Raw genomic sequence first — 24,068 nt, forward strand, 5'->3', positions numbered from 1 at the left:
CAGTCAATTCGCCGTCAATTCGTCGTCAATTCGTCGCGGCCCCCGAGGCCGACTCGGACGCCGCCGCCAACGACGACGATGCCGACGCCGACCCCCCGTCCCCCGTGAACGCCCCCACCGCCGCCTTCGCCGCCGCCTCGACCAGCGAGATGCCCTTCGCCTGCGTGGTGCTCCCCTTGGACAGGACGGCCACCAGATAGTCGGTGTCGCCCGCCGTCACCCGGCCGATGCTGTTGACGTCCCACAGACCCGTCGTGCTGCGCGCCAGCCAGCCGTTCTTCAGCGCCCACGCCGAACCGTCCGCTGCGGCCGACACCCCCCATTGCTGATCGACCTCGATGGTCTTCATCAGCCCCGCCATGTACGCCCGCGAGGCGGCACTCAGCTTCGAGTCGTCACCGTCCCCGAACACCTGCTGGAGCAGCGTCAGTTGGTCGGCCGCCGTGGTCTGCGTCAGACCCCACAGCATGCCGTCGCCGCCCTCGGTGTCCGTGAGCCCGAACCGCTTGTTCGCCGCGTCCAGCCCGTCCGCCTTTCCGATGGTCCGCCACAGCGCCGACGCCGATTCGTTGTCGCTGTTCTCGATCATCGCGGTGGCGTACGACTTCTCGGTCGCCGTCAACTGCCGCCCCGCGTCCTGTGCCTGGAGCAGCACCGTGGCCAGGATGTCGACCTTGACGATGCTCGCCGTGTCGAACGCGGCGTCCCCGTACGCCGCGCTGTGCCCGGAGTCCAGGTCGAGGACGGCCGCCGACACCTTCTGGTCACCGGTCAGCGCAACTCCGTCCAGCGCGTCCGACAGCAACGCGTCGTAGTCCACGGCCGGTCGGGACACTGCTTCCACGGATGCCTCCACGCTCCCCGACGCCGAGGCGGACGGCGCCGTGGACGAGGCTACGACGCCGGAGCCGGAGTGCGCCTGCGCCTTGACATACACCGTTCCCGCCGCCGTGACGCCGACCACGGCCACCGAGGCGAGCGTGAGCAGGAGGAGAGGACGGCGCCGGGACGACGGACGGGCACGGCGGCTGCGCCCACGGGCTCGGGCTCTGGAAGACATGCCGCGATGCTGGGCGCGCCGACTGTGCGCACCGTTAGACGGACGTTAGAGGTATGTCAGGGAAGCCTGAGAAAGCCATGAGTGCGGTGACCGCCGTGTTGCGGGGGCCGGACGAATGCGGCGGGAGCGCCCGGATAGGGTCGGTGACCGTGGCGAAGACGAACATCCCCGACCCCGCTTACTCCGACGACGACGGCTCCGCCGAGCCCCGACTGGCCGCGGCCCTCGCGGCATGGGCCGAGGACCGCACCGCTCTGGAGCCCGTCCTGGCGGCACTCGAAGGCACGCGGCTGCTCGTGCCGGTCGTCGCCGTGCTCGGGGAGGTGGAGGAGGACGAGAAGGGGTTGCGCCGGGAGAAGACCAGCGAGATGGCGGTACCGACGCTGAAGGCCGGCGGCCGTACCGCGCTGCCCGCGTTCACCTCCACGGACTCGCTGGCCCGCTGGGACCCCGAGGCCCGCCCCGTCGCCGTGCCCCTGCACCAGGCGCTGCGTGCCGCCGCGCACGAGAAGGCCGACACGGTGGTCCTCGACATGGCCGGGCCGGTGCCCTTCGAACTGACCGGGCCCGTACTGCTCGCGCTCGCTGAGGGACGTACGACCGCGGACCCGCTCGCCGACCCGGCCGTCACCGGCGCCGTGCGCGCCGCGGTGGCCGCCGTACCCGACGTGCTGCGCGCACACCTCGGCCCGGGGGAGGCGGACGGCACCCTGGCGCTGGTCCTCGACCCCGCCGCCGTACCCGCCGAAGCCGTCCGCGCGGTCGCCGCCCGGATGGCCGCCGACGAGACGCTGCGGGCCCGCCTGGTGCGCGGCCTCGACCTGGCCGTCCTTCCGGCCGGTGCGACCACGCCCCCGGGCGAGCCCCTGTTCGTACGTGAACTCGTACGCGAGTGAGAACTCGTACGCGAGTGAGAATGCGTACGCGGATGAGAAGTGACCGGGCAGACGTGACCGGGCAGACGTGACCGGGCGGAGGGAAGAGCGCGTCAGACGTACAGCGCGCCCGTGTACTTCTCGCCCGGTCCCTTGCCCGGCTCGTCCGCGACGATCGACGCCTCGCGGAACGCCAGTTGGAGGGACTTGAGGCCGTCGCGCAGCGGGGCCGCGTGGAAGGAGCTGATCTCGGTCGCGCTCGCGTCCAGCAGACCGGCGAGCGCTGTCACCAGCTTGCGGGCCTCGTCCAGGTCCTTGTACTTCTCGCCCTCCTCGGACAGCCCGAGCTTCACGGCGGCGGCGCTCATCAGATTGACGGCGACCGTCACGATCACCTCGACCGCGGGGACCTCGGCGATGTCACGGGCCAGGGCATCGAAGTCGGGGTCCTCGACCGGGTTGCCCGGGACGGTGCCGGCCGGGCCGCCGGAGGTGGTGTCGGCGGCGGTGCCGAGGGGCTCCTCGGCGGGGGTGGTCTCAGCTGCGGTGTCACTCATGCCCCACACCCTAGGCGCAGCCCCGCGGGCTCCCACACCGAGGGCTTCCCCGGCCGGTCCGCCGGGCGGGGAACGGGCCCGGACACCTCCCGTTCGCCCTGACGCGAGGTTGCTGCTAACCTTGTGTGACGACCGGCCGGACGCCCATGAGAAGTGCGGCGCTCGGCCCACAAGTGGAGGCTCCGAACTCCCACCCGACCGCCCTCCGGGACGGCGGGTCATCCGGTCAGGCGGCGACCATCGTTCCGTACGGACGATGGAGCCGTCCGATAGTGCGCCCCGCGATCATTGTGGCGGTGTTCCGGTAGTGCTTGGAGCCCCGCATGTGATCGTCCGGGGCATTTTTTCTGCTTCGGCGCGGTTAGGTCTGTCTGAATCAGACGTGAACGCGGCAGTCGGCCAGGCCGCCGCGTGGTGCTAACCGAGGAGGATCCATCAGCGCCGAGCCCCGCATCAACGACCGGATTCGCGTTCCCGAGGTGCGACTTGTCGGTCCCAGTGGCGAGCAGGTCGGCATCGTGCCGCTCGCGAAGGCACTGGAGCTTGCCCAGGAGTACGACCTCGACCTCGTCGAGGTGGCGGCGAACGCCCGTCCGCCCGTGTGCAAGCTCATGGACTACGGGAAGTTCAAGTACGAGTCGGCCATGAAGGCCCGTGAGGCGCGCAAGAACCAGGCGCACACGGTCATCAAGGAGATGAAGCTCCGGCCGAAGATCGACCCGCACGACTATGACACCAAGAAGGGTCACGTCGTCCGGTTCCTCAAGCAGGGCGACAAGGTCAAGATCACGATCATGTTCCGTGGTCGCGAGCAGTCCCGGCCCGAGCTGGGCTACCGGCTGCTGCAGCGGCTCGCGGAGGACGTCCAGGACCTCGGTTTCGTGGAGTCGAACCCGAAGCAGGACGGCCGCAACATGATCATGGTCCTCGGTCCGCACAAGAAGAAGACCGAGGCGATGGCCGAGGCCCGCCAGGCGCAGGAGGCCCGCAAGGCCGAGGCGAAGGCCCACCCGGGCCGCTCGCAGAACGCCGCGGAGACCGACACTGACGTCACCGACAGCGATGTGGACGTCGAGGCCCCTGCCGAGGCTCCTGCTGAGGCGTGACCCCGGAGGACATCAGTCCTCAGGATGTAACCGAAACAAGAGCGACGTTCCACCGTGCCCGGTTTTTCGCGACCGGGCACCGGAGCGCCACCGACGAGGAGAGAACGGCGCTATGCCGAAGAACAAGTCGCACAGCGGTGCCAGCAAGCGCTTCAAGGTCACCGGTTCCGGCAAGGTGCTCCGTGAGCGCGCAGGCAAGCGCCACCTGCTCGAGCACAAGTCGTCCCGCCTGACGCGTCGCCTCACCGGCAACGCCGAGATGGCTCCGGCCGACGCCAAGAAGATCAAGAAGCTTCTCGGCAAGTGACGGAGCGGCGCCGCCCGATCGCACCGATCACCTGGCGCCGTACGTCTGGACCGGGACCCATTCGATTCCGGGCCGCGTGAGTCCCACCGCGGCCCCGCTACAAGGAGTAAAAAGTGGCACGCGTCAAGCGGGCAGTCAACGCCCACAAGAAGCGCCGGGCGATCCTCGAGCAGGCCTCCGGCTACCGCGGTCAGCGTTCGCGTCTGTACCGCAAGGCCAAGGAGCAGGTCACCCACTCGCTGGTCTACAACTACAACGACCGCAAGAAGCGCAAGGGTGACTTCCGCCAGCTGTGGATCCAGCGCATCAACGCCGCTGCCCGCGCCAACGGCATCACGTACAACCGCTTCATCCAGGGTCTCAAGGCCGCGAACGTCGAGGTCGACCGCAAGATCCTCGCGGAGCTCGCCGTCAACGACGCGAGTGCGTTCGCCACGCTTGTCGAGGTCGCCCAGAAGGCGCTTCCGGCGGACGTGAACGCGCCCAAGGCCGCGTGACGCTGCGCTGGCTTTAGGCCGACGTGACCTCTAGGACCCGCAGGCTTGAGCTTGCGGGTCCTGTTGTTGCCGCCTGTGCCTGCGCGGGTCTGTGCGCGGCTGCGGGTGCGTTGTGGCTGGTCGCGCAGTTCCCCGCGCCCCTGGGGGGTTGTGGTCCTGCGGGCTGGAAGGTGCCGTGGGGTCGCCGCCCGGGGCGAGGTGCGGGTCTGTGCGCGGCTGCGGGTGCGTTGTGGCTGGTCGCGCAGTTCCCCGCGCCCCTGGGGGGTTGTGGTCCTGCGGGCTGGAAGGTGCCGTGGGGTCGCCGCCCGGGGCGAGGTGCGGGTCTGTGCGCGGCTGCGGGTGCGTTGTGGCTGGTCGCGCAGTTCCCCGCGCCCCTGGGGGGTTGCGGTTGCGCAGGCTGGAAGGTGCCGTGCGTTCCGCTGCCCAGGCCGAGGTGCGGTCCCGGAGCCTGGAACGTGCTGTTTATTGAGATTTCCCGAAGGTGAGGAAGATGCCCTCCGTCAGCCCCGAGCCGATTTCTCCCCGGTCCGGCCGGGTTGCCGCCGCGCGGCGGCTTGCCAGGCGGAACTTCCGGGGCAGGGACCGGCTGTTCCTCGCGGAGGGGCCGCAGGCCGTGCGGGAGGCCGCTGTGCACCGTAGCGGTGGACGGCCGGTGCTCGTCGAGCTGTTCGCCACCGCCGAGGCCATGGAGCGGTACGCCGACATCGTCGCCGCCGCGCGTGCCGCGGACGCCCGGGTGCATCTCGCCCCCGAGGAGGTTGTCGCCGACATCTCGACCACCGTCACCCCGCAGGGGCTCGTCGGGGTGTGCCGGTTCGTCGACACCCCCTTCGAGGAGGTGCTGGCGGCCCGGCCCCGGCTGGTCGCCGTCCTCGCCCATGTCCGCGACCCCGGCAACGCGGGAACCGTGCTGCGCTGCGCGGACGCCGCCGGCGCCGACGCCGTGATCCTCACCGACGCGTCCGTCGACCTCTACAACCCCAAGGCCGTCCGCGCCTCCGTCGGCTCGCTGTTCCATCTGCCCGTCGCCGTCGGCGTGCCTGTGGAGCGGGCCGTGGCCGGGCTGCGGGACGCCGGGGTGCGGGTCCTCGCCGCCGACGGCGCCGGGGACCGCGATCTCGACGCGGAACTCGACAAGGGCACCATGGGCGGCCCCACCGCGTGGGTGTTCGGCAACGAGGCATGGGGCCTGCCGGAGGAGACCCGCGCCCTCACGGACGCCGTGGTGCGCGTCCCGATCCACGGGAAGGCCGAGAGCCTGAACCTCGCGACGGCCGCCGCCGTATGTCTCTACGCATCGGCCCGTGCACAGCGCGCCCCCGGAGGGTGCCGCTCCGTCACCGGAAACTAAGGGCCTGTCGGCAAATTCCCGTCTGCCCGGCGGCGTCTGGCACGCACTCCCCCAAGCTCTGCGAGCAGGGGGTACCCCCGGCGGCGTTGCCGAATCGCCCACGTGGCTCCTCCCCCAAGCTCTCGGCTTCGCTCGAGCAGGGGGACCCCCGCGAGGGCGCTCCGGCGCCTTGCGATCGCACGCACCAGACGCCGCAGGGCCCGCCCTTCGGGCGGACGACGGGAATTTGCCGACAGGCCCTAGTAGGGTGACCTGCCCGGGACCCTCATAGGAAGGGCTGGGTACGGGGATGGGTGTGGGCACGAGCAGTGCGTCGGGGGCACGGGACGTGCCGCGCCCGGCGGTGCCCGGCCGGCAGTCCGGCGCCGATCCGGCCGGACGTGGCGCCGACCCCGTCGGGCTCGGCATCGGCCCCGACGACCTGCCCGACGGGCTGGTCGTCGCCGACGAGCACGGGCGGGTGATCTGCTTCAACACCGCCGCCGAACGCATCACCACGCTGACCGCCCAGGAAGCCCTCGGACAGCGGCTGGAGAAGGCGCTGCCCCTCGAGGACCTGGAGGGCCGCCGCTGGTGGCAGCTCACCGACCCCTACGGCGGCCTCGCCATCCGGGTGCGTCAGCCCGAGCGCAATCTGCTGCTGCCCGGCGGCCGCGAGGTCCTGGTGTCCGTCCGCTACGTCAGGACCCGGCCCACCGGACCCGTGCACCGCGTCGTCGTCTCGCTGCGCGACACCGAGGCCCGCCGCCGCACCGAACGCAGCCACGCCGAACTGATCGCCACCGTCGCCCATGAACTGCGCTCCCCGCTGACCTCCGTCAAGGGCTTCACGGCGACGCTACTTGCCAAGTGGGAACGGTTCACCGACGACCAGAAGCGGCTGATGCTGGAGACCGTCGACGCCGATGCCAACCGCGTCACCCGGCTCATCGCCGAGCTGCTGGACATATCCCGCATAGACTCCGGGCGGCTGGAGGTGCGCCGCCAGCTCGTCGACATGGGCGCCGCCGTCGGACGGCACATCCAGGCGTACGTCGCCGCGGGCCAGCCCGCCGACCGCTTCCTGCTGCGCATCGAGCAGCCGCTGCCGCCGCTGTGGGCCGACCCGGACAAGATCGACCAGGTGCTGAGCAACCTCCTGGAAAATGCGGTGCGTCACGGCGAGGGAACCGTCACCATTGACGTCACGCCCGCCGAGTCCCCCCGCGAAGGGGAGGACGGCGAGAACACCGCCACGTCGGTCACGGTGAGCGACGAGGGCGCCGGCATCCCGGAGGAGTCCATGAACCGCGTCTTCACCCGCTTCTGGCGGGGCAGCAAACGCGGTGGCACGGGCCTCGGGCTCTATATCGTCAAGGGTATCGTCGAGGCCCACGGCGGCGTGATCACGGTCGGCCGCGCTCCCGGCGGGGGCGCAGAGTTCCGATTTACGTTGCCCGTGGCGACCCCGGCCCACCTGGCCTGAGCGGACCCACGGGCGCGTTCGCTCACCTCCACCCCGTTAGACTCGGCCTTTGGCACCTTTGTGTCTCCCGAGGACGACAGACCGACGACAGACCCTTGAGCCGGTCACGGGGACCTTCAGCCAGCCAATCGGAAGCACGGGAAGAGATGTCGGCACCGAATAAGTCGTACGACCCTGTCGAGGTCGAGGCGTTGAAACCGGAAGAGATCGAGCGCATGCGGGACGAGGCGCTCGCCGCCTTCGCCGCCGCGGACTCCCTCGACGCGCTCCAGGAGGCCAAGGTCGCCCATACCGGCGGGACCTCCCCGCTGGCCCTCGCCAACCGCGAGATCGGCGCCCTGCCCCCGCATGCCAAGGCGGACGCGGGCAAACGCGTCGGCCAGGCCCGCGGAGCCGTCAACAAGGGCCTCGCCGCCCGCCAGGCCGAGCTGGAGGCCGAGCGCGATGCCCGCGTCCTGGTCGAGGAGTCGGTGGACGTCACCCTGCCGTACGACCGCGTACCGGCCGGCGCCCGCCACCCCCTGACCACTCTGTCGGAGCGCATCGAGGACGTCTTCGTGGCCATGGGCTACGAGGTCGCCGAGGGCCCGCAGGTCGAGGCCGAGTGGTTCAACTTCGACGCCCTCAACATCGGCCCCGACCACCCTGCGCGCGGGGAGGCGGACACCTTCTTCGTCGAGGGCCCGTCCGCCGGCGCCTCGGGCTCCGGCTCGGCCGACTCCGGCTCCGGTGTCGTGCTGCGCACCCACACCTCGCCCGTGCAGATCCGCTCCCTGCTGGAGCGCGAGCTGCCGGTCTACGTCATCTGTCCCGGCCGCGTGTACCGCACCGACGAGCTGGACGCCACCCACACCCCGGTCTTCCACCAGGTCGAACTGCTCGCCGTGGACGAGGGCCTGACCATGGCCGACCTCAAGGGCACCCTCGACCACATGGTCCAGTCGCTGTTCGGCGAGGGCATGAAGACCCGGCTGCGGCCCAACTTCTTCCCGTTCACCGAGCCGTCCGCCGAGATGGACATGGTGTGCTACGTCTGCCGCGGCGAGTCCGTCGGCAACCCCGACCGGCCCTGCCGCACCTGCTCCTCCGAGGGCTGGATCGAACTCGGCGGCTGCGGCATGGTCAACCCGCGGGTGCTGACCGCCTGCGGTGTCGACCCGGAGAAGTACAGCGGCTTCGCCTTCGGGTTCGGCATCGAGCGGATGCTGATGTTCCGCCACAACGTCGAGGACATGCGAGACATGGTCGAAGGTGACGTCCGGTTCACCCGGCCGTTCGGGATGGAGATCTGATGCGGGTCCCGCTTTCCTGGCTGCGGGAGTACGTCGACCTGCCGGCGACTCAGACCGGGCGTGACGTGCAGGCCAAGCTGATTTCGGCCGGCCTGGAGGTCGAGACCGTCGAGCATCTCGGCGCCGACCTCAAGGGCCCGCTGGTGGTGGGCCAGGTGCTGACCGTCGAGGAACTGGAGGGCTTCAAGAAGCCGATCCGCTTCTGCACCGTCGACGTCGGCACGGCCAACGGCACCGGTGAGCCCCAGGAGATCGTCTGCGGCGCCCGCAACTTCGTCGCGGGCGACAAGGTCGTCGTCGTACTGCCCGGCGCGGTGCTGCCCGGCGGCTTCGCGATCGCCGCGCGCAAGACCTACGGCAAGACCTCCCACGGCATGATCTGCTCCACCGACGAGCTGGGCATGGGCGACGACGGCACGCACGGCATCATCGTGCTGCCGCCCGAGACCGAGGTCGGCAGGAACGCGATCGAGCTGCTGGAACTGGTCGACGAGGTCCTCGACATCGCCGTCACCGCCAACCGCGGCGACTGCCTGTCCATCCGCGGCGTCGCCCGCGAGACCGCCATCGCCTACGGTCTGCCGCTGCGCGACCCCGCGCTGATCGACGTACCCGTGCCGAACGCCTTCGGCCACCCCGTCCAGGTGTCCGAGCCGCTCGGCTGCGACCGCTTCACCGCCCGCACCGTCACCGGCCTCGACCCCGAGGCACGCTCCCCGATCTGGCTCCAGCGCCGCCTCCAGAAGGTCGGCATGCGTCCGATCTCGCTCGCCGTCGACATCACCAACTACGTGATGATGGAGCTCGGCCAGCCACTGCACGCCTACGACCGCAACCTGGTCCAGGGCACCATCGGGGTGCGCCGCGCGGCCGAGGGCGAGAAGCTCGTCACCCTCGACGGCACCGAGCGGGGGCTGCACGCCGAGGACCTTGTCATCACCGACGACCGGGGCCCCATCGGCCTCGCCGGGGTGATGGGCGGCGCCGACACCGAGATCGCCGATCACGAGGACACGGAGACGGCGACCACCGAGGTCGTCGTCGAGGCCGCGCACTTCGACGCCGTGTCCGTCGCGCGCACGGCTCGCCGCCACAAGCTGTCCTCCGAGGCGTCCCGCCGCTTCGAGCGGGGCGTCGACCCGCAGGCCGCCTCCGCTGCCGCCCAGCGCACCGTCGACCTGCTCGTCCTCCTCGCGGGCGGCACCGCCGACGCGGGCGTCACCGAGATCGTCACGCCGTCCGCGCCACACACCCTCAAGGCCGCCGCCGACCACCCCGACAAGGTCGCGGGCGTCGTCTACGGCCGTGAGACCGTCGTACGGCGGCTCCAGGAGATCGGCTGCGACGTGTACGGGCAGGACGAACTGACCGTCACCGTGCCGTCCTGGCGGCCCGACCTCGTCGAACCCAACGACCTGGCCGAAGAGGTCATCCGCCTGGAGGGCTACGAGAACCTGCCCGCCACGCTGCCCAAGCCCCCCTCGGGCCGCGGACTCACCCACCGCCAGCGGCTGCACCGCCGCGTCGGCCGCGCCCTCGCCGGAGCGGGCTATGTCGAGGCGCCGACCTACCCGTTCCTCGGCGAGCAGGTCTTCGACCAGCTCGGCCTGGCGGCCGACGACCCGGCCCGCCGCGTCGTCAAGCTGGTCAACCCGCTGAACGACGAGGAGCCCGCGCTGCGTACGACGCTGCTGCCGGGCCTGCTCGGCGCGCTGCGCCGCAACGACGGCCGCGGCACCCACGACCTCGCGCTCTTCGAGACCGGTCTGGTCTTCCTGCCGCGCGAGGAGCGCACGGTCGCCGCGAACCTGCCCGTCGACCGGCGTCCCACCGATGAGGAACTCGCCGAGCTGAACGCCGCGCTGCCCGAGCAGCCGCGCCATGTCGCCGTCGTCCTCGCGGGCGCCCGCGAGCAGGCCGGCTGGTGGGGCAAGGGCCGCCCGGGCGACTGGGCCGACGCCGTCGAGGCGGCGCGCACCGTCGCCCGCGAGGCCGGGGCCGAACTCGTCGTCCGCAAGGGCCAGTACGGGCCCTGGCACCCCGGCCGCTGCGCCGAACTGGCCGTCGCCACCGGCGACGGCGAGCGGATCGTGGGCCACGCGGGCGAGCTGCACCCGCGCGTCCTGAAGGCCCTGGGCCTGCCCGCGCGCACCTGCGCGATGGAGCTGGACCTGGACGCCCTGGAGCAGGTCGGCGACGGGGTTCCCCAGGCGCCGGGGATCTCCTCCTTCCCGATGGCCACCCAGGACGTCGCCCTGGTCGTCGACGACACCGTGCCGCACGCGGACGTCGAGGCCGCGCTGCGCGAGGGTGCCGGTGAACTCCTGGAGTCCATCCGCCTGTTCGACGTGTACGTCAACGCCGAGCAACTCGGCGACGGCAGGAAGTCGCTGGCCTACGCGCTGCGCTTCCGCGCCGCCGACCGCACTCTGAAGGTCGATGAGGCGACAGCGGCCCGCGATGCCGCGGTCGCCCTCGCCGGTGAGCGCACGGGAGCGGTGCTGCGCGGCGCGTGATCCCGCCCGGCCCGGAAGAGGGCCGGTCCGAGCCCCCGTATTCCGCACGGGCGGCCCGGACCGGCCCTCTCCGCTTCTCACCTGCATAAATGCGCGTGACCGGGGACGAATCACTCCTTCGGGTGAGAAGCGCCGATCACCCCTCCTTCGGGTGGTCTGGATCGACAGAATCGGACCGGCCTCTCGGGGCTCGTCTCGGCTGTCCGGGCCTACATGGGGGGCCAACGGCATGATCCGCATCAGGGCTGGGAATCCCCGCAGAGCCCGAACCCGCAGAACTCTCACCGTCAGGGTGTTGTCTGCCATGACCTCGTCCGGCGGGACCCCGGGCGATCGGTCGACGTCCGGCGGGACCCCGGGCGATCGGTCGACGTCCGGCAGGTCCTCGTCAGGCAGGTCGTGGCCCGGCAGATCTTCGTCAGGCAGGTCGTGGCCCGGCAGGTCCTCGTCCGGCAGGTTCTCGCCCGGTGGGGCCCTGTCCGGTACGGCGGCTTCCGGTACGGCCGCGTCCGGTGCGGCGTCGTCCCGCGGTGCCCACCGCCGTCCGCTGTGCCGTGCGGTGACGCTCGGACTGCCCACGCTGTGGGCCGCGACCGCGCTCACCTACAAGCTCACCAGCCCGCTCTCCCAGCGGCATCTGTTCTGCGCCCGCCTGCTCACCAGCGCGGTCTTCTTCGCCGTAGGCAGCGTCCTGATCGTGCGCACCCATCGCGGGATGCAGCGTGAACTGCGGCAGATCCACCGTGTCGCGGGTGCCGCGCAGAGCGCGCTGCTGCCGCCGCTGCCCGCCGGCATCGACGGGCTGAGCTTCGCCACCGCCCGGCTGTCCGCCGAGCGCGGGGCGTCCGTCGGCGGCGATCTCTACGAGGCGATCGGCACCGAGTACGGGGTGCGCGTCGTGATGGGCGACGTCCGGGGCCACGGGCTCGCCGCTCTCGGCACGGTCGCCGCCGTTCTCGGCAGCTTCCGCGAGGCCGCCCACGACGAGCCCGAACTCGGCGGCGTACTGCGCAGGTTGGACCGCGCGCTGGAACGCCACCTCGGCGGACGCGCCCGCGCCGAGGCCCCCGCGACCGGTGAGACGACCGCAGAGACGGCCGGAGAGACGACCTGCGCAGCACAGGCCGAAGTCTCCGCCGGGGTCGAGGACTTCGTCACCGTCCTGCTCCTGGAGATCCGCCGCGACGGCGAGACCCGCGCCCTCAACTGCGGTCACCCCTGGCCGTATCTGCTCGCGGAGCACCGCGTCGAACCGCTCACCGAGGCCGAACCCCTGCCTCCGCTCGGCCTGTTCCCGCTGCCCGCCGACCTGACCGCCGTCAAGTGCCCGCATCTGCTGCCCGGCGAGGCACTGTTCCTGCACACGGACGGTGTCGAGGACGCCCGGGACGCTCATGGCCGGTTCTTTCCGCTCCCCGCCGCCCTCACCGCGGCCGTGAGCACCGGACCGCTCTCCCCGCAGTCCGTCCTGCGCACGGTGTTCACCCGGCTGCTGCGCCACACCGGCACCAGCCCCGCCGACGACGCCGCCCTGCTCGTCCTGCACCGGGACCATAGCCGCACCCCCGGACTGCCGCTCCCGCCGACCGGTGAACCCGCCGGTCACCGGGCACATCGCGGCACGTGATCCCTGGGGCGCGGCGGTGCGCCGTCCGCCCGCCGCGGGTCGGGCAGGCGGCCGGGCGGACGGCGCGGGCACGGGCCGCCGCACTGTACGAGGGGGAGCCGGCGGCCCGGCCTTCTCTTTCGAGGTGTTTCAGTCAACCGGGTGGAAACTCTCCGCGACAGTGCGCACACCCTGCGGATTGGCGCACTCCGTTCACACCCCGTGTGAACCCGGACGCACTAGTCTTCTGACGCACCGAGGTCACCGGGGGGCCACAGATGCAGCCCAACACTCTGCTGGACGCGATCCTGGACGAGGCGGGTATCTCGCACGCGGGACTCGCCGCCCACGTCAACCAGGCGGGAAGGGCGCGCGGGCTCGCGCTGCGCTACGAACACACCGCCGTCGCACGGTGGCTGAAGGGACAGCGGCCCCGCGGCCAGGTGCCCGACCTGATCTGCGAAGTGCTTGCCACGCGGCTGCACCGGCCCGTCACCCTCGACGACATCGGCCTCGGTGTCCCCGGCGAACCCGCCGTCCCGCACAGCACCTCGCTGTCCGGCTTCGTCGAGCGGGCCACCGCCCTGTGGCGCTCCGACGAACAGCAGCGCCCGCACATCCTCGGCGCCCCCGCCGTCACCGGCACGCCCGCCGTGATGCCGGTGTGGGAGTGGGAGAACCCGCCCGAGGACGTCGATGTCTCCCGCGGCGGACGCCACCGCGTCACCCCCGCCGACCTCGACATGCTGCGCGCCGCCCGCACCCACTACGAGCAGATGTACCGCAAGGCCGGCGGGGTGGCGACCCGCGGCCGGATCGTCGGCTTCCTGAACGCCGAGGCCGCCCCGCTGCTGCGCGGCGGCTACACCGATGCGACGGGCCGTCAACTGCACCGCGCCACCGGCGGATTGGTCGCCATCGCCGGGATCTGTGCCTATGACTCCGACGCGCACGGCCTCGCCCAGCGCTACTTCCACCAGGCGCTCAGACTCGCAAAGGCCAGCGGGGACCGGGGACTCGGCGCCTATGTGATCGCCCTGCTGGTCAACCAGTCGCTGTTCATGCGGGAGTTCCGGCAGGCCGTCGCCTTCGCCGAGGCCGCGCTGCGCGCCGCGGGCAGACACATCACCCCAGCCCTTGCCTCCGACCTCTACGCCATGCAGGCCAAGGCGTACGCCCACCTCGGCGACGGCACCAGCGCCCTGTCCTGCATCCGGCGTGCCGAGGAGGCCGCCGAACGCATCATGCGCGGCCACGAACCCGACGAGACCGGCTATGTCCAGCCGGGCCTGGTCAACGTCCAGGTGGCGGAGGCGCTGCTCAGCCTCGGCGAGCTGGCGGCCGCGGAGGAGCACGCCGCCGCGGCCGTGGACAACCCGGCCCACGACCGGGGGCGGGTGCACCGGCTGGCCATGCTCAGCACCGTCGAGCTGCGGCAGGGCAACGCCGACAAGGCCGTGGCCACCGCGGTGCTGATGGCCGAGGCGGCCCGCGGGATGGAGTCGCAGCGGCTGCGGGACCGACTCCGCGCGGTGCGCGACCACCTGGTGCGCAGCGGCGGCGCGGGCACCTCGGAGGCCGCCGAGCTCATCGACGGCGCGCTGCGCGTACCGCTGTAGAGGCCGCGGAGGGCGGGGGCGGCCGCGGGGTTCCAGGAGGTGCCGGAACGGCGCTCAGGGCGCCCTGCCGCGCGCCGCACCCGGACCGCCGTGCGCCCGCCGTCACGCCTGCTGCCTCTCAGCCGCTGCTGCGATATTGCCACTTACCCGTCGGAAGGTGGCAGAACCGTGCAGTGGACGAAAAAGAACGAGCAAACCGTGTACGCGAATCGCTGGTTCAGCGTCAATCTCGCCGATGTCGAGCTGCCGGACGGCCGACATCTCGACCACTTCCTGATCCGGATGCGGCCGGTCGCCGTGGCCACGGTGGTGAACGAGGCCAACGAGGTCCTGCTGCTGTGGCGCCATCGCTTCATCACCGACAGCTGGGGCTGGGAACTCGCGGCGGGCGTCGTCGAGGACGGCGAGGACATCGCCGCCGCGGCCGCCCGGGAGCTGGAGGAGGAGACCGGCTGGCGGCCGGGAACCCTGCGGCATCTGATGACCGTGGAGCCTTCCAACGGTCTCACCGACGCGCGGCACCACATCTACTGGTCGGACGAGGGCGACTACGTCGGACACCCCGTGGACGACTTCGAGTCGGACCGCCGTGAGTGGGTCCCGCTCAAGCTCGTCCCCGACATGGTCGCCCGCGGCGAGGTCCCGGCCGCCAACATGGCGGCGGCGTTACTGCTGCTGCACCACCTCAGGCTCGGCCAGGACACCGTGCCCCGGACCGGGACCTGAACTTCTGGGCCCTGTCTGACACGCCCGAGGCCGAGAGGGCCTAACGGCCGAGGGCCTGCCAGACGGTCACGGCCAGTGCGCCCAGCGCCGTGAGGGCCGCGATCGAGGGCAGCGGCCAGCGCGAGTGCTCCAGCGTGACGATCCTGCTGCTCAGCTCGTCCAGCTCCTTGGCGGTCGCCTCGGTGCGGTGGCTGAGCAGTGCGAGTCCGCCTTCGACACGGGCGTAGGCCACGTCGAGGCGGCGTCGTAACTCCGCGACTTCTCCATGAACGACGGGATGCTCGGGATCGGCGGTCACATTCCGCTCCTTTCCGTAGTCGTCTCACATCCCTTGCATGCACATGGTGAGTCAACCCCCCTGGTGGGCGCGTGGGGAGGGTGTGCGCCGGGCATATGCGGGCCCAGCGTGCACACGGAGTGTGAATACCGCGGGTCCGGCACCGCGTGGCGGTGCCGGACCCGGACGGACGGCAAAGGGGGCAGGGGACGGCGGCGGGGTCAGGCGTACGTGTAGAAGCCGGAGCCCGTCTTGCGGCCGAGGCGTCCGGCGTCCACCATCCGCTGGAGCAGCGGGGGAGCGGCGTAGAGCGGCTCCTTGAACTCGTCGTACATGCTCCTTGCCACCGAGGCGACCGTGTCCAGCCCGATCAGGTCGGACAGCTTCAGCGGGCCCATCGGGTGGGCGCAGCCGAGTTCCATGCCGTTGTCGATGTCCTCGCGGCTGGCGATGCCCGACTCGAACATCCGGATCGCGGAGAGCAGATAGGGGATCAGCAGCGCGTTGACCACGAAGCCGGAGCGGTCCTGGGCGCGGATGGCGTGCTTGCCCAGCAGCTTCTCGGCGAACATCTGGGCCCGCCCGGTGGTGGCCTCGGAGGTGGTGAGCGCCGGGATCAGCTCGACGAGCTGCTGCACCGGGGCCGGGTTGAAGAAGTGGATGCCGATGACATGGTCCGGCCGTGAGGTGGCGACCGCCAGCTTCACCAGCGGGATGGAGGAGGTGTTGGAGGCGAGGATGGCGTCAGTGCGGGTCACCACCTGGTCGAGCACCTGGAAGATCTCGGTCTTGACCTGCTCGTTCTCCACGACGGCCTCGATCACCAGATCGCGGTCGGCGAACTCGCCGAGGTCGGTGGTGAACGTCAGCCGCGCCTGTGTGGACGCCTGCTCCTCCTCGGTGATCTTGCCGCGCTCGGCGGCCTTGGCCAGCGAGCCCAGCAGCCTGGTCCGGCCGATCTCCAGGGCCTCACCGGTGGTCTCGGCGACCTTGACGTCCAGGCCGGCGCGGGCGGCGACCTCGGCGATGCCGGCCCCCATCTGGCCGCAGCCCACGACTCCGACGCGCTCGATGTCGGTCACATCGTCCCTCTCGGTTCCGTGCGGACCGCCTCCGGGGCGGCACACCCGCGTGCCTGATCTACGGCGGGAACAGGTGCTCCGTGGTGCGGCGCCCTGCTCCGGACGAGCAGGTTACCCCGTAGTATCGATGATCGATCGGGCGGGGTGAAGGGTGTCCGGGCAGGGGAGCAGGACACGAGCGGGCGTGACGGGGCCACGGCGGTACACGCGACGACAGGCACCAGGACATGCGTCGACGCCGGCCACCGTCGGTGGCGGCCGGCGACGACGTCGCGCTGAACCTGGTGCCGCGACAGGCAACGTTCGCCCCGTCGCGACGCCCGGCACGCACTCTCGCCGCACCGGACACAAGCCCAAGTACGTCCAGTACGAGGGCTTGCACCCGGCACGCCGAGAGCACGCACCGGACGCCGCTCCTTCACGGGCGAACGTTGCCTGCCACGGCACTAGGACGTCAGGCGTGGATCAGTGCTGTTGGCGCAGTTCCTTGTGGTGGCGGATCTCGGAGTCGGGGCCGGGGGAGCACACGGCCTCATGGCCGTCCTCGAACCGGACGCGGTACGGGGGAGTGCCCGACTCGCCCATCACTTCGACGATCTCGGCGACCTTGTCGTGTTGGCCGACCACCCTGCCGTGCTGCACAAGCTGGTCGCCCACGGTTGCACGCATCTGAACGGCCTCCTCACCGAGTGCGGGAGCAGCGGTCCGTGGCCCCGAGTCTACGGCGCTCGGCACGGCCGTAAGAGGGCCAGAGGGCCCACTCGGTCTCACGCCCGCCGCGTCACCGCGACGCGCACGAGCATCGCCGCGGCCGTCGGCGGGGCGGCCACCGTCAGGTGCTCGCCCAGCAGCAGCACCGACCACACCAGTGTGAGCAGCGGCTGGGACGACTGCAACCGACTGCTGCGGAAACCGCTCGACAGCTCCGGGCCCGGGCGGTGAGGATCCCGCCATGGACAACACCCCCGGCACCCCCGATACCCGGGACACCCCGGACACCCCGGCCTCCGCCGTCCCCGCACCTGCCCTCGCCGACGGCTACGAGATCTCCGCCGACCCCGCCCGCATCGACGCCGAGCGCGTCCACCGCTGGCTGTCCACCGACGCGTACTGGGCGATCGGCCGGCCCCGCGAGAAGCAGGACCGGGCCATCGCAGGGTCGCTCAACTTCGGGGTGTACGAGCTGGTTTCGGGGGACCAGTTGGCCTATGCCCGGGTGGTGACCGACCGGACCACCTTCGCCTGGCTGTGCGACGTGTACGTCGACCCGGCCGCGCGCGGCAAGGGCATCGGCACGGCGCTCGTCGGAGCCGTACGCGAATATCTGCGTCCGGACGGGCTGCGGCGCATCATGCTCGCCACCGATGACGCCCACGGCGTCTACGAGAAGCTCGGCTTCGCGCCGCTCGCCCGCCCCGAGCGCTGGATGGCGCTCCTTTTCGAGTGACTTGTCCGTCATGGCCTGCCCGTGCGGTGAGATCCCGCGCACCCTGGGTGACCTCACACCGGAGGCCCTTGACCTGTGCACTGCCGCGGCTCACCATCGCGGCATGTCACTTCGGGTCACGTTCGTCGCGGCCGCCCGCAGCTCGCCGCCGCTCGCCGAGCGCTTCGACGACGATCGGCCGCTCGACCAGGCTGGCTGGGACGAGGTGCAGCGTGTCGCCCGGGATCTGCTGCCGCTCGCCGCCGCCGAACTGCGCTACTGCTCGCCGACCCCGCGCAGCCGTGCCACCGGCGACGCACTCGGCTACGCCCCGCTCGTGCAACTCGCGCTGCGCGACTGCGACATGGGCCGCTGGCGCGGGCTCACTCTCGGTGAGGCGATGGCCCGTGAACCGGCCATGGTGGACGCCTGGCTCGCCGATCCGCGCTCCACACCGCACGGCGGTGAGTCGCTGCTGACGTTCATCTCCCGGGTGGGCGGCTGGCTCGACACCCGGCCGATCGAGGACGGCGGTTGCATCGTCGCCGTCGCCGAGCCCTCCGTGATCCGTGCCGCGCTGGTGTACGCGCTGAAGGCGCCGCCGTCGACGTACTGGAGCATCGATGTGCGCCCCCTGGCGGCGACGACCGTCGCCGGGTTCGCGGGCCGCTGGTTCCTGCACCTCGACGGTGCGCCGGGCCGGACCGTGCGGATGTGAGCGGCGCGGGTGCGCTCGCCGGTCACAACCGGGTCCAAGGACTCGTCGTGGCGCGTGTGTAGTCCGTTGTGAGGACGAGGTCCTTCGCGGGGCCGCCGACCCGCCACACCGTCCGCCAGTGGTCGCGGTCCCGGACGGTGAACTCGCCCCGGTAGAGGTCGGCGGCGCAGGGATGGTCGGCGACGTACCGTCCCGTGGTCAGGTCCAGGCCGTGGAAGGGCCGCCCGTCGGCGAACCGGACGTCGGCCGTGCCCAGCGCGGTGCCCGGCAGGAACCGCAGGGTGCGCTCGGCGGGCCGTGTCACGCCCTGCCAGGTGAAACTCCCGGACTCCTCGTGCAGCAGCCCGCCCCCTGGGAGGGCGCTGAAGACCGTGGTCCCCTCGAAACGCCCCTCGTCGTCGCTCGCCAGATCCCGTACGGAGCGCTCCACGTGCCAGCGCCCCGCCAGGTGCGCCAGGACGTCCGCCACGGGCCAGTAGCGGGCCGCACCGCTCATTCCCGCTCCTGTCCGGGACGTTCCAGCCCCCGCCCGAGCCGTTCCCGCCCGGCCCGTTCCCGCCCCCGCCCGGGCCGCAGCCGGTCGGGTGACCCGGTGGGCACCTTGCGGTCGGCCTGAGCCTGGATCTCGTAGTGCGACTGATGGCTGGTGGCGCGGAACGCCTCCTCGTACGCGGCCAGCGCGGCGCTCACCCCTCCGCCGCCCGAGCCCCGCCGGCGTATCCAGCGCGCCAGCAGGGTGAGGGCACGCAGGACGACGGCCCACGAGCCGAACACGACCAGGTACGGCAACAGCGCATCCATGGGCCGAGCTTACGCATCCCAGATGCCTGGTTCACGCCCGTCCCATTGACGCGGCCATGTCTCAACTCTATCTTGCCGTTGTTCGAAGTGCTGATCGTCGTCCGAGATCTCGAACGGACGACTGGAACGATCCCGTACGACCCCGGCGAAGCCCGCGATCACCTCGCCCGGGCATCGAAACCGATCATCCAGAGCCGCGGAGTATCCATGCCACGCACCACCCGCACCCGCCTACGACCTGCCCTCGGAGCAAGCGCTTTCCTGCTGGCAGCGACCGTCGTCCAGGCCCCCTTGAACCCCGCTCACGCCGCCGAACCGGTCACGGCGACCGCCGCCGCCGACGTGACCGACTACTCGATCACCGTCGACCCCACCACCACAGGCGCGAAGATCTCCAGATCGATGTACGGCGTCTTCTTCGAGGACATCAACCGCGCCGCCGACGGCGGTCTGTACGCCGAACTGGTGCAGAACCGGTCCTTCGAGTACTCCACCGACGACAACAAGGCGTACACCCCGCTGACCGCCTGGACGGTCACCGGAACCGCCGATGTCACGAACGACTCCGGCCGCCTGAACGCCCGCAACCGCAACTACCTCTCCCTGAGCGCGGATTCATCGGTCACCAACACCGGTTACAACACCGGGATCGCGGTCGAGCAGGGCAAGACGTACGACTTCTCGGTGTGGGCGAGGGCCACGGACGGCGCCGCGCTCACCGTGAGCCTCCAGGACACCGACGGCACGCTCGCCGCCGTACGGCAGGTGGCCGTGCGCGGCGGATGGGCCAAGTACAAGGCGTCGTTCACCGCGACACGCACCTCCGCCAAGGGTCGGCTGACCGTCGCCTCCTCGGCCCCGGCCGCGCTCGACATGGTGTCCCTGTTCCCGCGCGACACCTACCGGCACGAGTCCAACGGCCTGCACAAGGACCTCGCCGAGAAGATCGCCGCCCTGCACCCCGGCTTCGTGCGCTTCCCCGGCGGCTGCCTGGTCAACACCGGCTCCATGCAGGACTACAGCGAGACGTCCGGCTGGCAGCGCAAGCGGTCGTACCAGTGGAAGGACACCATCGGCCCCGTCGAGACCCGGGCCACCAACTCCAACTTCTGGGGCTACAACCAGAGTTACGGCCTCGGCTACTACGAGTACTTCCGCCTCGCCGAGGACATCGGCGCCATGCCGCTGCCCGTCGTCCCGGCGCTGGTGACCGGCTGCGGCCAGAACAAGGCGGTCGACGACGACGCCCTGCTCAAGCGGCACATCCAGGACACCCTCGACCTCATCGAGTTCGCCAACGGCCCGGTCACCTCCACCTGGGGCCACAAGCGCGCCGAGATGGGCCACCCCAGGCCCTTCCACCTCACCCATATCGAGGTCGGCAACGAGGAGAACCTGCCCAAGGAGTTCTTCGCCCGCTTCGAGCAGTTCCGCGCCGCCATCCAGGCGAAGTACCCCAACGTGACGGTGATCTCCAACTCCGGCCCGGACGACACCGGTTCGACGTTCGACACCGCCTGGCAGCTCAACCGGGACGCCAAGGTCGACATGGTCGACGAGCACTACTACAACAGCACCCGCTGGTTCCTCCAGAACAACGACCGCTACGACAGCTACGACCGCACCGGCCCCAAGGTCTTCCTCGGCGAGTACGCCTCCCAGGGCAACACCTTCAAGAACGCCCTCGCCGAGGCGGCGTACATGACGGGCCTGGAACGCAACGCGGACGTCGTACAACTCGCCTCCTATGCACCGCTGTTCGCCAACGAGGACTATGTGCAGTGGCGTCCCGACCTGGTCTGGTTCAACAACCACGCCTCGTGGGGCTCGGCGAACTACGAGGTCCAGAAGCTGTTCATGAACAACACCGGCACCCGTGTCGTCCCCTCCACGGCCACCGGCACCCCCTCCGTGACCGGCCCGATCACCGGTGCCGTCGGCCTGTCCACCTGGAACACCAGCGCCGCCTACGACGACGTACAGGTCACCGCCGCCGACGGAACCTCGCTGCTCACCGACGACTTCTCCGGTGACCCGGCACAGTGGACGCACACCGGCACCGGGAGCTGGAGCGTCCAGGACGGCCAGTACGTCCAGAGCGACACCGCCGCCGAGAACACCATGGTCTCCGCCGGCGACACCGCCTGGCAGAACTACGACCTGCATGCGAAGGCGACCAAGAAGTCAGGGAAGGAAGGCTTCCTGATCGCGTTCGGTGTCAAGGACACCGGCAACTACTACTGGTGGAACCTGGGCGGCTGGAACAACACCCAGTCCGCCGTCGAACAGGCCGTGGACGGCGGCAAGTCGACGCTGGTCTCCAAGGCCGGGTCGATCGAGACCGGCCGCACCTACGACATCGACGTCAAGGTGCGCGGCCGCCAGGCCACCCTCTATCTCGACGGCACCCAGTGGGGCAGCTTCACCGACGACCGTCCCGCCGAGCCCTTCCGGCAGGTCGTCACCCGGGACGCGAAGACCGGTGACCTCGTCGTCAAGGTCGTCAACGCCCAGGACTCGGCAGCCCGTACCGCCGTCGACCTGGGCGGTGCCCGCGTGGCCTCCCGGGCCCGGGTGACGACGCTGACGGCGGCACCGGACGCGGTCAACACCGAGACCACCACGTCCGTCACCCCCGTCACCTCCGTCCTCGAAGGAGTCGCCGACCACTTCACCTACACGTTCCCGGCGAACTCCGTCACGTTCCTGAGGATCAGGCAGAGGTAGCCGGATCGATCCGAGGATCCGCCGTCCGACGGCCGGTCCTCGGATCTCCCGCCGTCCGACGGCGCGGGCTACTGCTCCACCGGCAGCAGCCCGCGCTCGGCGAACACCTTCCGGGCCACCGCGGTCGCGTTCAGAGCCCGGGGGAAACCGCAGTACGCGGCCGACTGGAGCAGCGCCTCGACGATCTGCCCCGGCGTGAGCCCCACGCTCAGCGCCCCGCCGACATGCACCTCGAGCTGCGCCTCGCAGCCGCCCAGCGCGGTCAGCATGCCCAGGGTCACCAATTGCCGGTCGCGCGGCGCGAGCCCGGGCCGGGCGTATATCTCCCCGAAGCCGTAGGCCACTATCTGGTGCCCCAGCTCCGGGCTGATGTCCGCCAGCGACTCGACGGCCCGCTGCCCCGCCTCACCGCTGACACTCTTCAGCACCTCCAGCCCCCGGGCGAAGCGCTCCTCACGGGTGGTGCTCTCACTCATCACGAACCGTCCGTTCCCGCCCGCCGTATTCGCGGCAGCCGTTCGTAGGGTGGGGATCTCTGCCGACGCTAGAGGCTGGAGTGCACTCCAGGTCAACCCGCACCACCCCGCATGCGCGCTCCAGGACCCGCGGTTCGTGCTCGGCCGTTGGTCCGGGTTGTCAGCTCCTAGCCGTCGTCACCGGTGCTCCTGTCCCGTCCCCGACGCCTGTTCCTCTCGGAGCGGCGCACCGCCTCACCTGCGGCGAGTGTCACGGCCGCAACGGCACGGACCCAGCGCGGCCCGCCGCGCTCCGCCCACACCACACACACGCACCCGCCGACAACGAGCGCCAGGACGCCGAGCAGCAGAACGATCATGTTCCCCCACCTTTGTGTTCATCCGTTCGATCCTGCTGATCGTCTCAGGCCGACAGGTCTCTCGTCTCTCGTCAGAGGCAGCTTCACGGACCACGTCCGGTCTGGGTGCTGCCTCCGCGAGCTGCACGCACGATTGCATAAACGTGCAGCGAAACGTATAGTCATGCCATCCAGGAGGAGGAGATCCATGGTGGTACGTGCGGCGGTGGCCGGAGCGAGCGGGTATGCGGGCGGTGAACTGCTGCGCCTGCTCCTGACGCACCCCGACGTCGAGATCGGCGCCCTCACCGGGAACTCCAACGCCGGACAGCGGCTCGGCGCGCTCCAGCCGCATCTGCTGCCGCTGGCCGGACGGGAGCTGGAGGCGACCACCGCCGAGGTGCTCGCCGGGCACGACGTGGTGTTCCTCGCCCTGCCCCACGGGCAGTCTGCCGCCGTCGCCGAACAGCTCGGACCCGACGTCCTCGTCGTCGACATGGGCGCCGACTTCCGGCTGAAGGACCCGGCCGACTGGGAGCGCTTCTACGGCTCCCCGCACGCCGGTACCTGGCCCTACGGCCTTCCCGAACTGCCGGGCGCCCGCGCCGCGCTGGAGGGGTCCAAGCGCATCGCGGTGCCCGGTTGCTACCCGACCGCAGTCTCCCTCGCCCTGTTCCCGGCGTACCGGGCGGGCCTCGCCGAACCGGAGGCGGTGATCGTCGCCGCCTCCGGCACCTCCGGCGCGGGCAAGGCGCCCAAACCGCATCTGCTCGGCAGCGAGGTCATGGGGTCCATGTCGCCGTACGGCGTCGGCGGCGGCCACCGGCACACCCCCGAGATGATCCAGAACCTCAGTGCCGCCGCGGGCGGGCCCGTCGCCGTGTCCTTCACGCCGACCCTCGCCCCGATGCCCCGCGGCATCCTCGCCACCTGCAGCGCCAAGGCGCAGCCGGGTACGACCGCGGACGCCGTCCGGGCCGTCTACGAGAAGGCGTACGCCGACGAGCCGTTCGTGCATCTGCTCCCCGAGGGGCAGTGGCCCGCCACGGCGTCCGTCCAGGGTTCCAACGCAGTTCAGGTGCAGGTCGCGCTGGACGCCGCGACGCACCGCATCATCGCGATCAGCGCCATCGACAACCTGACCAAGGGCACTGCGGGCGGTGCCGTCCAGAGCATGAACATCGCCCTGGGCCTCGACGAGACCACCGGCCTGTCCGCCGTCGGGCTCGCGCCGTGAGCGGCGCGG

General features: G+C 71.1%; 24 protein-coding genes and 1 pseudogene. 15 read left to right on the forward strand and 10 right to left on the reverse strand.

Annotated elements, in window-relative coordinates:
- Positions 1–25: 25 nt before the first annotated feature.
- Complete coding sequence (locus ACSYGN_RS33100; RefSeq protein ID WP_460402194.1) at positions 26–1,060, reverse strand: serine hydrolase; 1,035 nt, start codon at positions 1,058–1,060, stop codon at positions 26–28.
- Between the two features lie 149 nt (positions 1,061–1,209).
- Between ACSYGN_RS33100 and ACSYGN_RS33105 the strand changes: the two genes are divergently transcribed.
- Positions 1,210–1,956, forward strand: coding sequence for an SseB family protein (locus ACSYGN_RS33105; protein ID WP_460402196.1), 747 nt, complete (start codon positions 1,210–1,212; stop codon positions 1,954–1,956).
- 92 nt (positions 1,957–2,048) lie between these two features.
- On the opposite strand, the gene ACSYGN_RS33110 is transcribed toward ACSYGN_RS33105, so the two are convergent.
- Positions 2,049–2,492 carry a DUF1844 domain-containing protein gene (locus tag ACSYGN_RS33110; RefSeq protein WP_460402198.1) on the reverse strand — a complete coding sequence of 148 codons (444 nt, stop codon included), beginning with the start codon at positions 2,490–2,492 and terminating at the stop codon, positions 2,049–2,051.
- A 434-nt stretch (positions 2,493–2,926) separates the two neighbouring features.
- Here ACSYGN_RS33110 and infC point away from each other — a divergent pair, with 434 nt between their 5' ends.
- The 10 genes from infC (at position 2,927) to ACSYGN_RS33160 (ending at position 14,977) form a co-directional block, all read left to right on the forward strand.
- Positions 2,927–3,598: a translation initiation factor IF-3 gene (gene infC / locus ACSYGN_RS33115; RefSeq protein WP_460403889.1), complete on the forward strand. Its 672-nt coding sequence runs from the start codon at positions 2,927–2,929 to the stop codon at positions 3,596–3,598.
- 112 nt (positions 3,599–3,710) lie between these two features.
- Positions 3,711–3,905 carry a 50S ribosomal protein L35 gene (rpmI, locus tag ACSYGN_RS33120; RefSeq protein ID WP_055470308.1) on the forward strand — a complete coding sequence of 65 codons (195 nt, stop codon included), beginning with the start codon at positions 3,711–3,713 and terminating at the stop codon, positions 3,903–3,905.
- 113 nt (positions 3,906–4,018) lie between these two features.
- Positions 4,019–4,402 carry a 50S ribosomal protein L20 gene (rplT, locus tag ACSYGN_RS33125; protein WP_311699166.1) on the forward strand — a complete coding sequence of 128 codons (384 nt, stop codon included), beginning with the start codon at positions 4,019–4,021 and terminating at the stop codon, positions 4,400–4,402.
- A gap of 490 nt (positions 4,403–4,892) precedes the next feature.
- Complete coding sequence (locus ACSYGN_RS33130; protein WP_460402201.1) at positions 4,893–5,753, forward strand: TrmH family RNA methyltransferase; 861 nt, start codon at positions 4,893–4,895, stop codon at positions 5,751–5,753.
- Between the two features lie 289 nt (positions 5,754–6,042).
- Positions 6,043–7,218 (forward strand): sensor histidine kinase, encoded by a 1,176-nt coding sequence (locus tag ACSYGN_RS33135; RefSeq protein WP_460402203.1) that lies wholly within the window; start codon positions 6,043–6,045, stop codon positions 7,216–7,218.
- Between the two features lie 146 nt (positions 7,219–7,364).
- Positions 7,365–8,510, forward strand: a complete 1,146-nt coding sequence (gene pheS, locus ACSYGN_RS33140; protein WP_460402205.1) for a phenylalanine--tRNA ligase subunit alpha — start codon at positions 7,365–7,367, stop codon at positions 8,508–8,510.
- Positions 8,510–11,026, forward strand: a complete 2,517-nt coding sequence (pheT, locus tag ACSYGN_RS33145) for a phenylalanine--tRNA ligase subunit beta (protein WP_460402207.1) — start codon at positions 8,510–8,512, stop codon at positions 11,024–11,026. Before pheS ends, pheT begins: the two co-directional genes overlap by 1 nt.
- 559 nt (positions 11,027–11,585) lie before the next feature.
- Positions 11,586–12,653: a PP2C family protein-serine/threonine phosphatase gene (locus tag ACSYGN_RS33150; RefSeq protein ID WP_460402209.1), complete on the forward strand. Its 1,068-nt coding sequence runs from the start codon at positions 11,586–11,588 to the stop codon at positions 12,651–12,653.
- Between the two features lie 257 nt (positions 12,654–12,910).
- Positions 12,911–14,251, forward strand: coding sequence for a transcriptional regulator (locus ACSYGN_RS33155; protein WP_460402211.1), 1,341 nt, complete (start codon positions 12,911–12,913; stop codon positions 14,249–14,251).
- 168 nt (positions 14,252–14,419) lie between these two features.
- Positions 14,420–14,977, forward strand: a complete 558-nt coding sequence (locus ACSYGN_RS33160; RefSeq protein ID WP_460402213.1) for an NUDIX domain-containing protein — start codon at positions 14,420–14,422, stop codon at positions 14,975–14,977.
- 40 nt (positions 14,978–15,017) lie between these two features.
- On the opposite strand, the gene ACSYGN_RS33165 is transcribed toward ACSYGN_RS33160, so the two are convergent.
- From ACSYGN_RS33165 to ACSYGN_RS33180, 4 genes and pseudogenes are all read right to left on the reverse strand, one after another.
- Positions 15,018–15,275 (reverse strand): hypothetical protein, encoded by a 258-nt coding sequence (locus ACSYGN_RS33165; RefSeq protein WP_460402215.1) that lies wholly within the window; start codon positions 15,273–15,275, stop codon positions 15,018–15,020.
- 200 nt (positions 15,276–15,475) lie between these two features.
- Positions 15,476–16,336 (reverse strand): 3-hydroxybutyryl-CoA dehydrogenase, encoded by an 861-nt coding sequence (locus ACSYGN_RS33170; RefSeq protein WP_460402217.1) that lies wholly within the window; start codon positions 16,334–16,336, stop codon positions 15,476–15,478.
- A 465-nt stretch (positions 16,337–16,801) separates the two neighbouring features.
- Positions 16,802–17,005, reverse strand: a complete 204-nt coding sequence (locus ACSYGN_RS33175; protein ID WP_460402219.1) for a DUF1918 domain-containing protein — start codon at positions 17,003–17,005, stop codon at positions 16,802–16,804.
- A gap of 98 nt (positions 17,006–17,103) precedes the next feature.
- Positions 17,104–17,244, reverse strand: a pseudogene (locus tag ACSYGN_RS33180) (EamA family transporter); the annotation flags it as partial.
- Between the two features lie 44 nt (positions 17,245–17,288).
- Here ACSYGN_RS33180 and ACSYGN_RS33185 point away from each other — a divergent pair.
- Both ACSYGN_RS33185 and ACSYGN_RS33190 read left to right on the forward strand, forming a co-directional pair.
- Entirely contained in the window at positions 17,289–17,783 is a 495-nt protein-coding gene (locus ACSYGN_RS33185) for a GNAT family N-acetyltransferase (RefSeq protein WP_460402221.1), read from the forward strand.
- 103 nt (positions 17,784–17,886) lie between these two features.
- The gene (locus ACSYGN_RS33190) at positions 17,887–18,480 is read left to right on the forward strand and encodes a histidine phosphatase family protein (RefSeq protein WP_460402223.1); all 594 of its coding nucleotides are present in this window, start codon (positions 17,887–17,889) and stop codon (positions 18,478–18,480) included.
- A gap of 22 nt (positions 18,481–18,502) precedes the next feature.
- Here the strand turns inward: ACSYGN_RS33190 and ACSYGN_RS33195 are convergent, their stop codons facing one another.
- Entirely contained in the window at positions 18,503–18,976 is a 474-nt protein-coding gene (locus tag ACSYGN_RS33195; protein WP_460402225.1) for a DUF6314 family protein, read from the reverse strand.
- Positions 18,973–19,281 carry a hypothetical protein gene (locus ACSYGN_RS33200; RefSeq protein WP_460402227.1) on the reverse strand — a complete coding sequence of 103 codons (309 nt, stop codon included), beginning with the start codon at positions 19,279–19,281 and terminating at the stop codon, positions 18,973–18,975. Before ACSYGN_RS33200 ends, ACSYGN_RS33195 begins: the two co-directional genes overlap by 4 nt.
- Positions 19,282–19,488: 207 nt before the next feature.
- Between ACSYGN_RS33200 and ACSYGN_RS33205 the strand changes: the two genes are divergently transcribed.
- Positions 19,489–22,008 carry an alpha-L-arabinofuranosidase C-terminal domain-containing protein gene (locus ACSYGN_RS33205; RefSeq protein ID WP_460402229.1) on the forward strand — a complete coding sequence of 840 codons (2,520 nt, stop codon included), beginning with the start codon at positions 19,489–19,491 and terminating at the stop codon, positions 22,006–22,008.
- Between the two features lie 68 nt (positions 22,009–22,076).
- Here the strand turns inward: ACSYGN_RS33205 and ACSYGN_RS33210 are convergent, their stop codons facing one another.
- Positions 22,077–22,484, reverse strand: coding sequence for a carboxymuconolactone decarboxylase family protein (locus ACSYGN_RS33210; RefSeq protein WP_460402231.1), 408 nt, complete (start codon positions 22,482–22,484; stop codon positions 22,077–22,079).
- Positions 22,485–22,651: 167 nt separating this feature from the next.
- Positions 22,652–22,843, reverse strand: coding sequence for a hypothetical protein (locus ACSYGN_RS33215; RefSeq protein WP_460402233.1), 192 nt, complete (start codon positions 22,841–22,843; stop codon positions 22,652–22,654).
- Between the two features lie 187 nt (positions 22,844–23,030).
- On the opposite strand from ACSYGN_RS33215, the gene argC reads away from it, so the two are divergent.
- Positions 23,031–24,059: an N-acetyl-gamma-glutamyl-phosphate reductase gene (gene argC / locus ACSYGN_RS33220; RefSeq protein ID WP_460402235.1), complete on the forward strand. Its 1,029-nt coding sequence runs from the start codon at positions 23,031–23,033 to the stop codon at positions 24,057–24,059.
- Positions 24,060–24,068 lie beyond the last annotated feature (9 nt).

Source organism: Streptomyces sp. YIM S03343 (genome assembly GCF_054729195.1).

What these genes read in the sequence shown, in the direction of transcription:
- ACSYGN_RS33100 (WP_460402194.1), bottom strand. Translation starts at nt 1,060, where the DNA reads ATGTCTTCCAGAGCCCGAGCCCGTGGGCGCAGCCGCCGTGCCCGTCCG.
- ACSYGN_RS33110 (WP_460402198.1), bottom strand. Translation starts at nt 2,492, where the DNA reads ATGAGTGACACCGCAGCTGAGACCACCCCCGCCGAGGAGCCCCTCGGC.
- rpmI (WP_055470308.1), top strand. Translation starts at nt 3,711, where the DNA reads ATGCCGAAGAACAAGTCGCACAGCGGTGCCAGCAAGCGCTTCAAGGTC.
- ACSYGN_RS33130 (WP_460402201.1), top strand. Translation starts at nt 4,893, where the DNA reads ATGCCCTCCGTCAGCCCCGAGCCGATTTCTCCCCGGTCCGGCCGGGTT.
- ACSYGN_RS33135 (WP_460402203.1), top strand. Translation starts at nt 6,043, where the DNA reads ATGGGTGTGGGCACGAGCAGTGCGTCGGGGGCACGGGACGTGCCGCGC.
- pheS (WP_460402205.1), top strand. Translation starts at nt 7,365, where the DNA reads ATGTCGGCACCGAATAAGTCGTACGACCCTGTCGAGGTCGAGGCGTTG.
- pheT (WP_460402207.1), top strand. Translation starts at nt 8,510, where the DNA reads ATGCGGGTCCCGCTTTCCTGGCTGCGGGAGTACGTCGACCTGCCGGCG.
- ACSYGN_RS33155 (WP_460402211.1), top strand. Translation starts at nt 12,911, where the DNA reads ATGCAGCCCAACACTCTGCTGGACGCGATCCTGGACGAGGCGGGTATC.
- ACSYGN_RS33175 (WP_460402219.1), bottom strand. Translation starts at nt 17,005, where the DNA reads ATGCGTGCAACCGTGGGCGACCAGCTTGTGCAGCACGGCAGGGTGGTC.
- ACSYGN_RS33185 (WP_460402221.1), top strand. Translation starts at nt 17,289, where the DNA reads ATGGACAACACCCCCGGCACCCCCGATACCCGGGACACCCCGGACACC.
- ACSYGN_RS33190 (WP_460402223.1), top strand. Translation starts at nt 17,887, where the DNA reads ATGTCACTTCGGGTCACGTTCGTCGCGGCCGCCCGCAGCTCGCCGCCG.
- ACSYGN_RS33195 (WP_460402225.1), bottom strand. Translation starts at nt 18,976, where the DNA reads ATGAGCGGTGCGGCCCGCTACTGGCCCGTGGCGGACGTCCTGGCGCAC.
- ACSYGN_RS33200 (WP_460402227.1), bottom strand. Translation starts at nt 19,281, where the DNA reads ATGGATGCGCTGTTGCCGTACCTGGTCGTGTTCGGCTCGTGGGCCGTC.
- ACSYGN_RS33205 (WP_460402229.1), top strand. Translation starts at nt 19,489, where the DNA reads ATGCCACGCACCACCCGCACCCGCCTACGACCTGCCCTCGGAGCAAGC.
- ACSYGN_RS33210 (WP_460402231.1), bottom strand. Translation starts at nt 22,484, where the DNA reads ATGAGTGAGAGCACCACCCGTGAGGAGCGCTTCGCCCGGGGGCTGGAG.
- ACSYGN_RS33215 (WP_460402233.1), bottom strand. Translation starts at nt 22,843, where the DNA reads ATGATCGTTCTGCTGCTCGGCGTCCTGGCGCTCGTTGTCGGCGGGTGC.
- argC (WP_460402235.1), top strand. Translation starts at nt 23,031, where the DNA reads ATGGTGGTACGTGCGGCGGTGGCCGGAGCGAGCGGGTATGCGGGCGGT.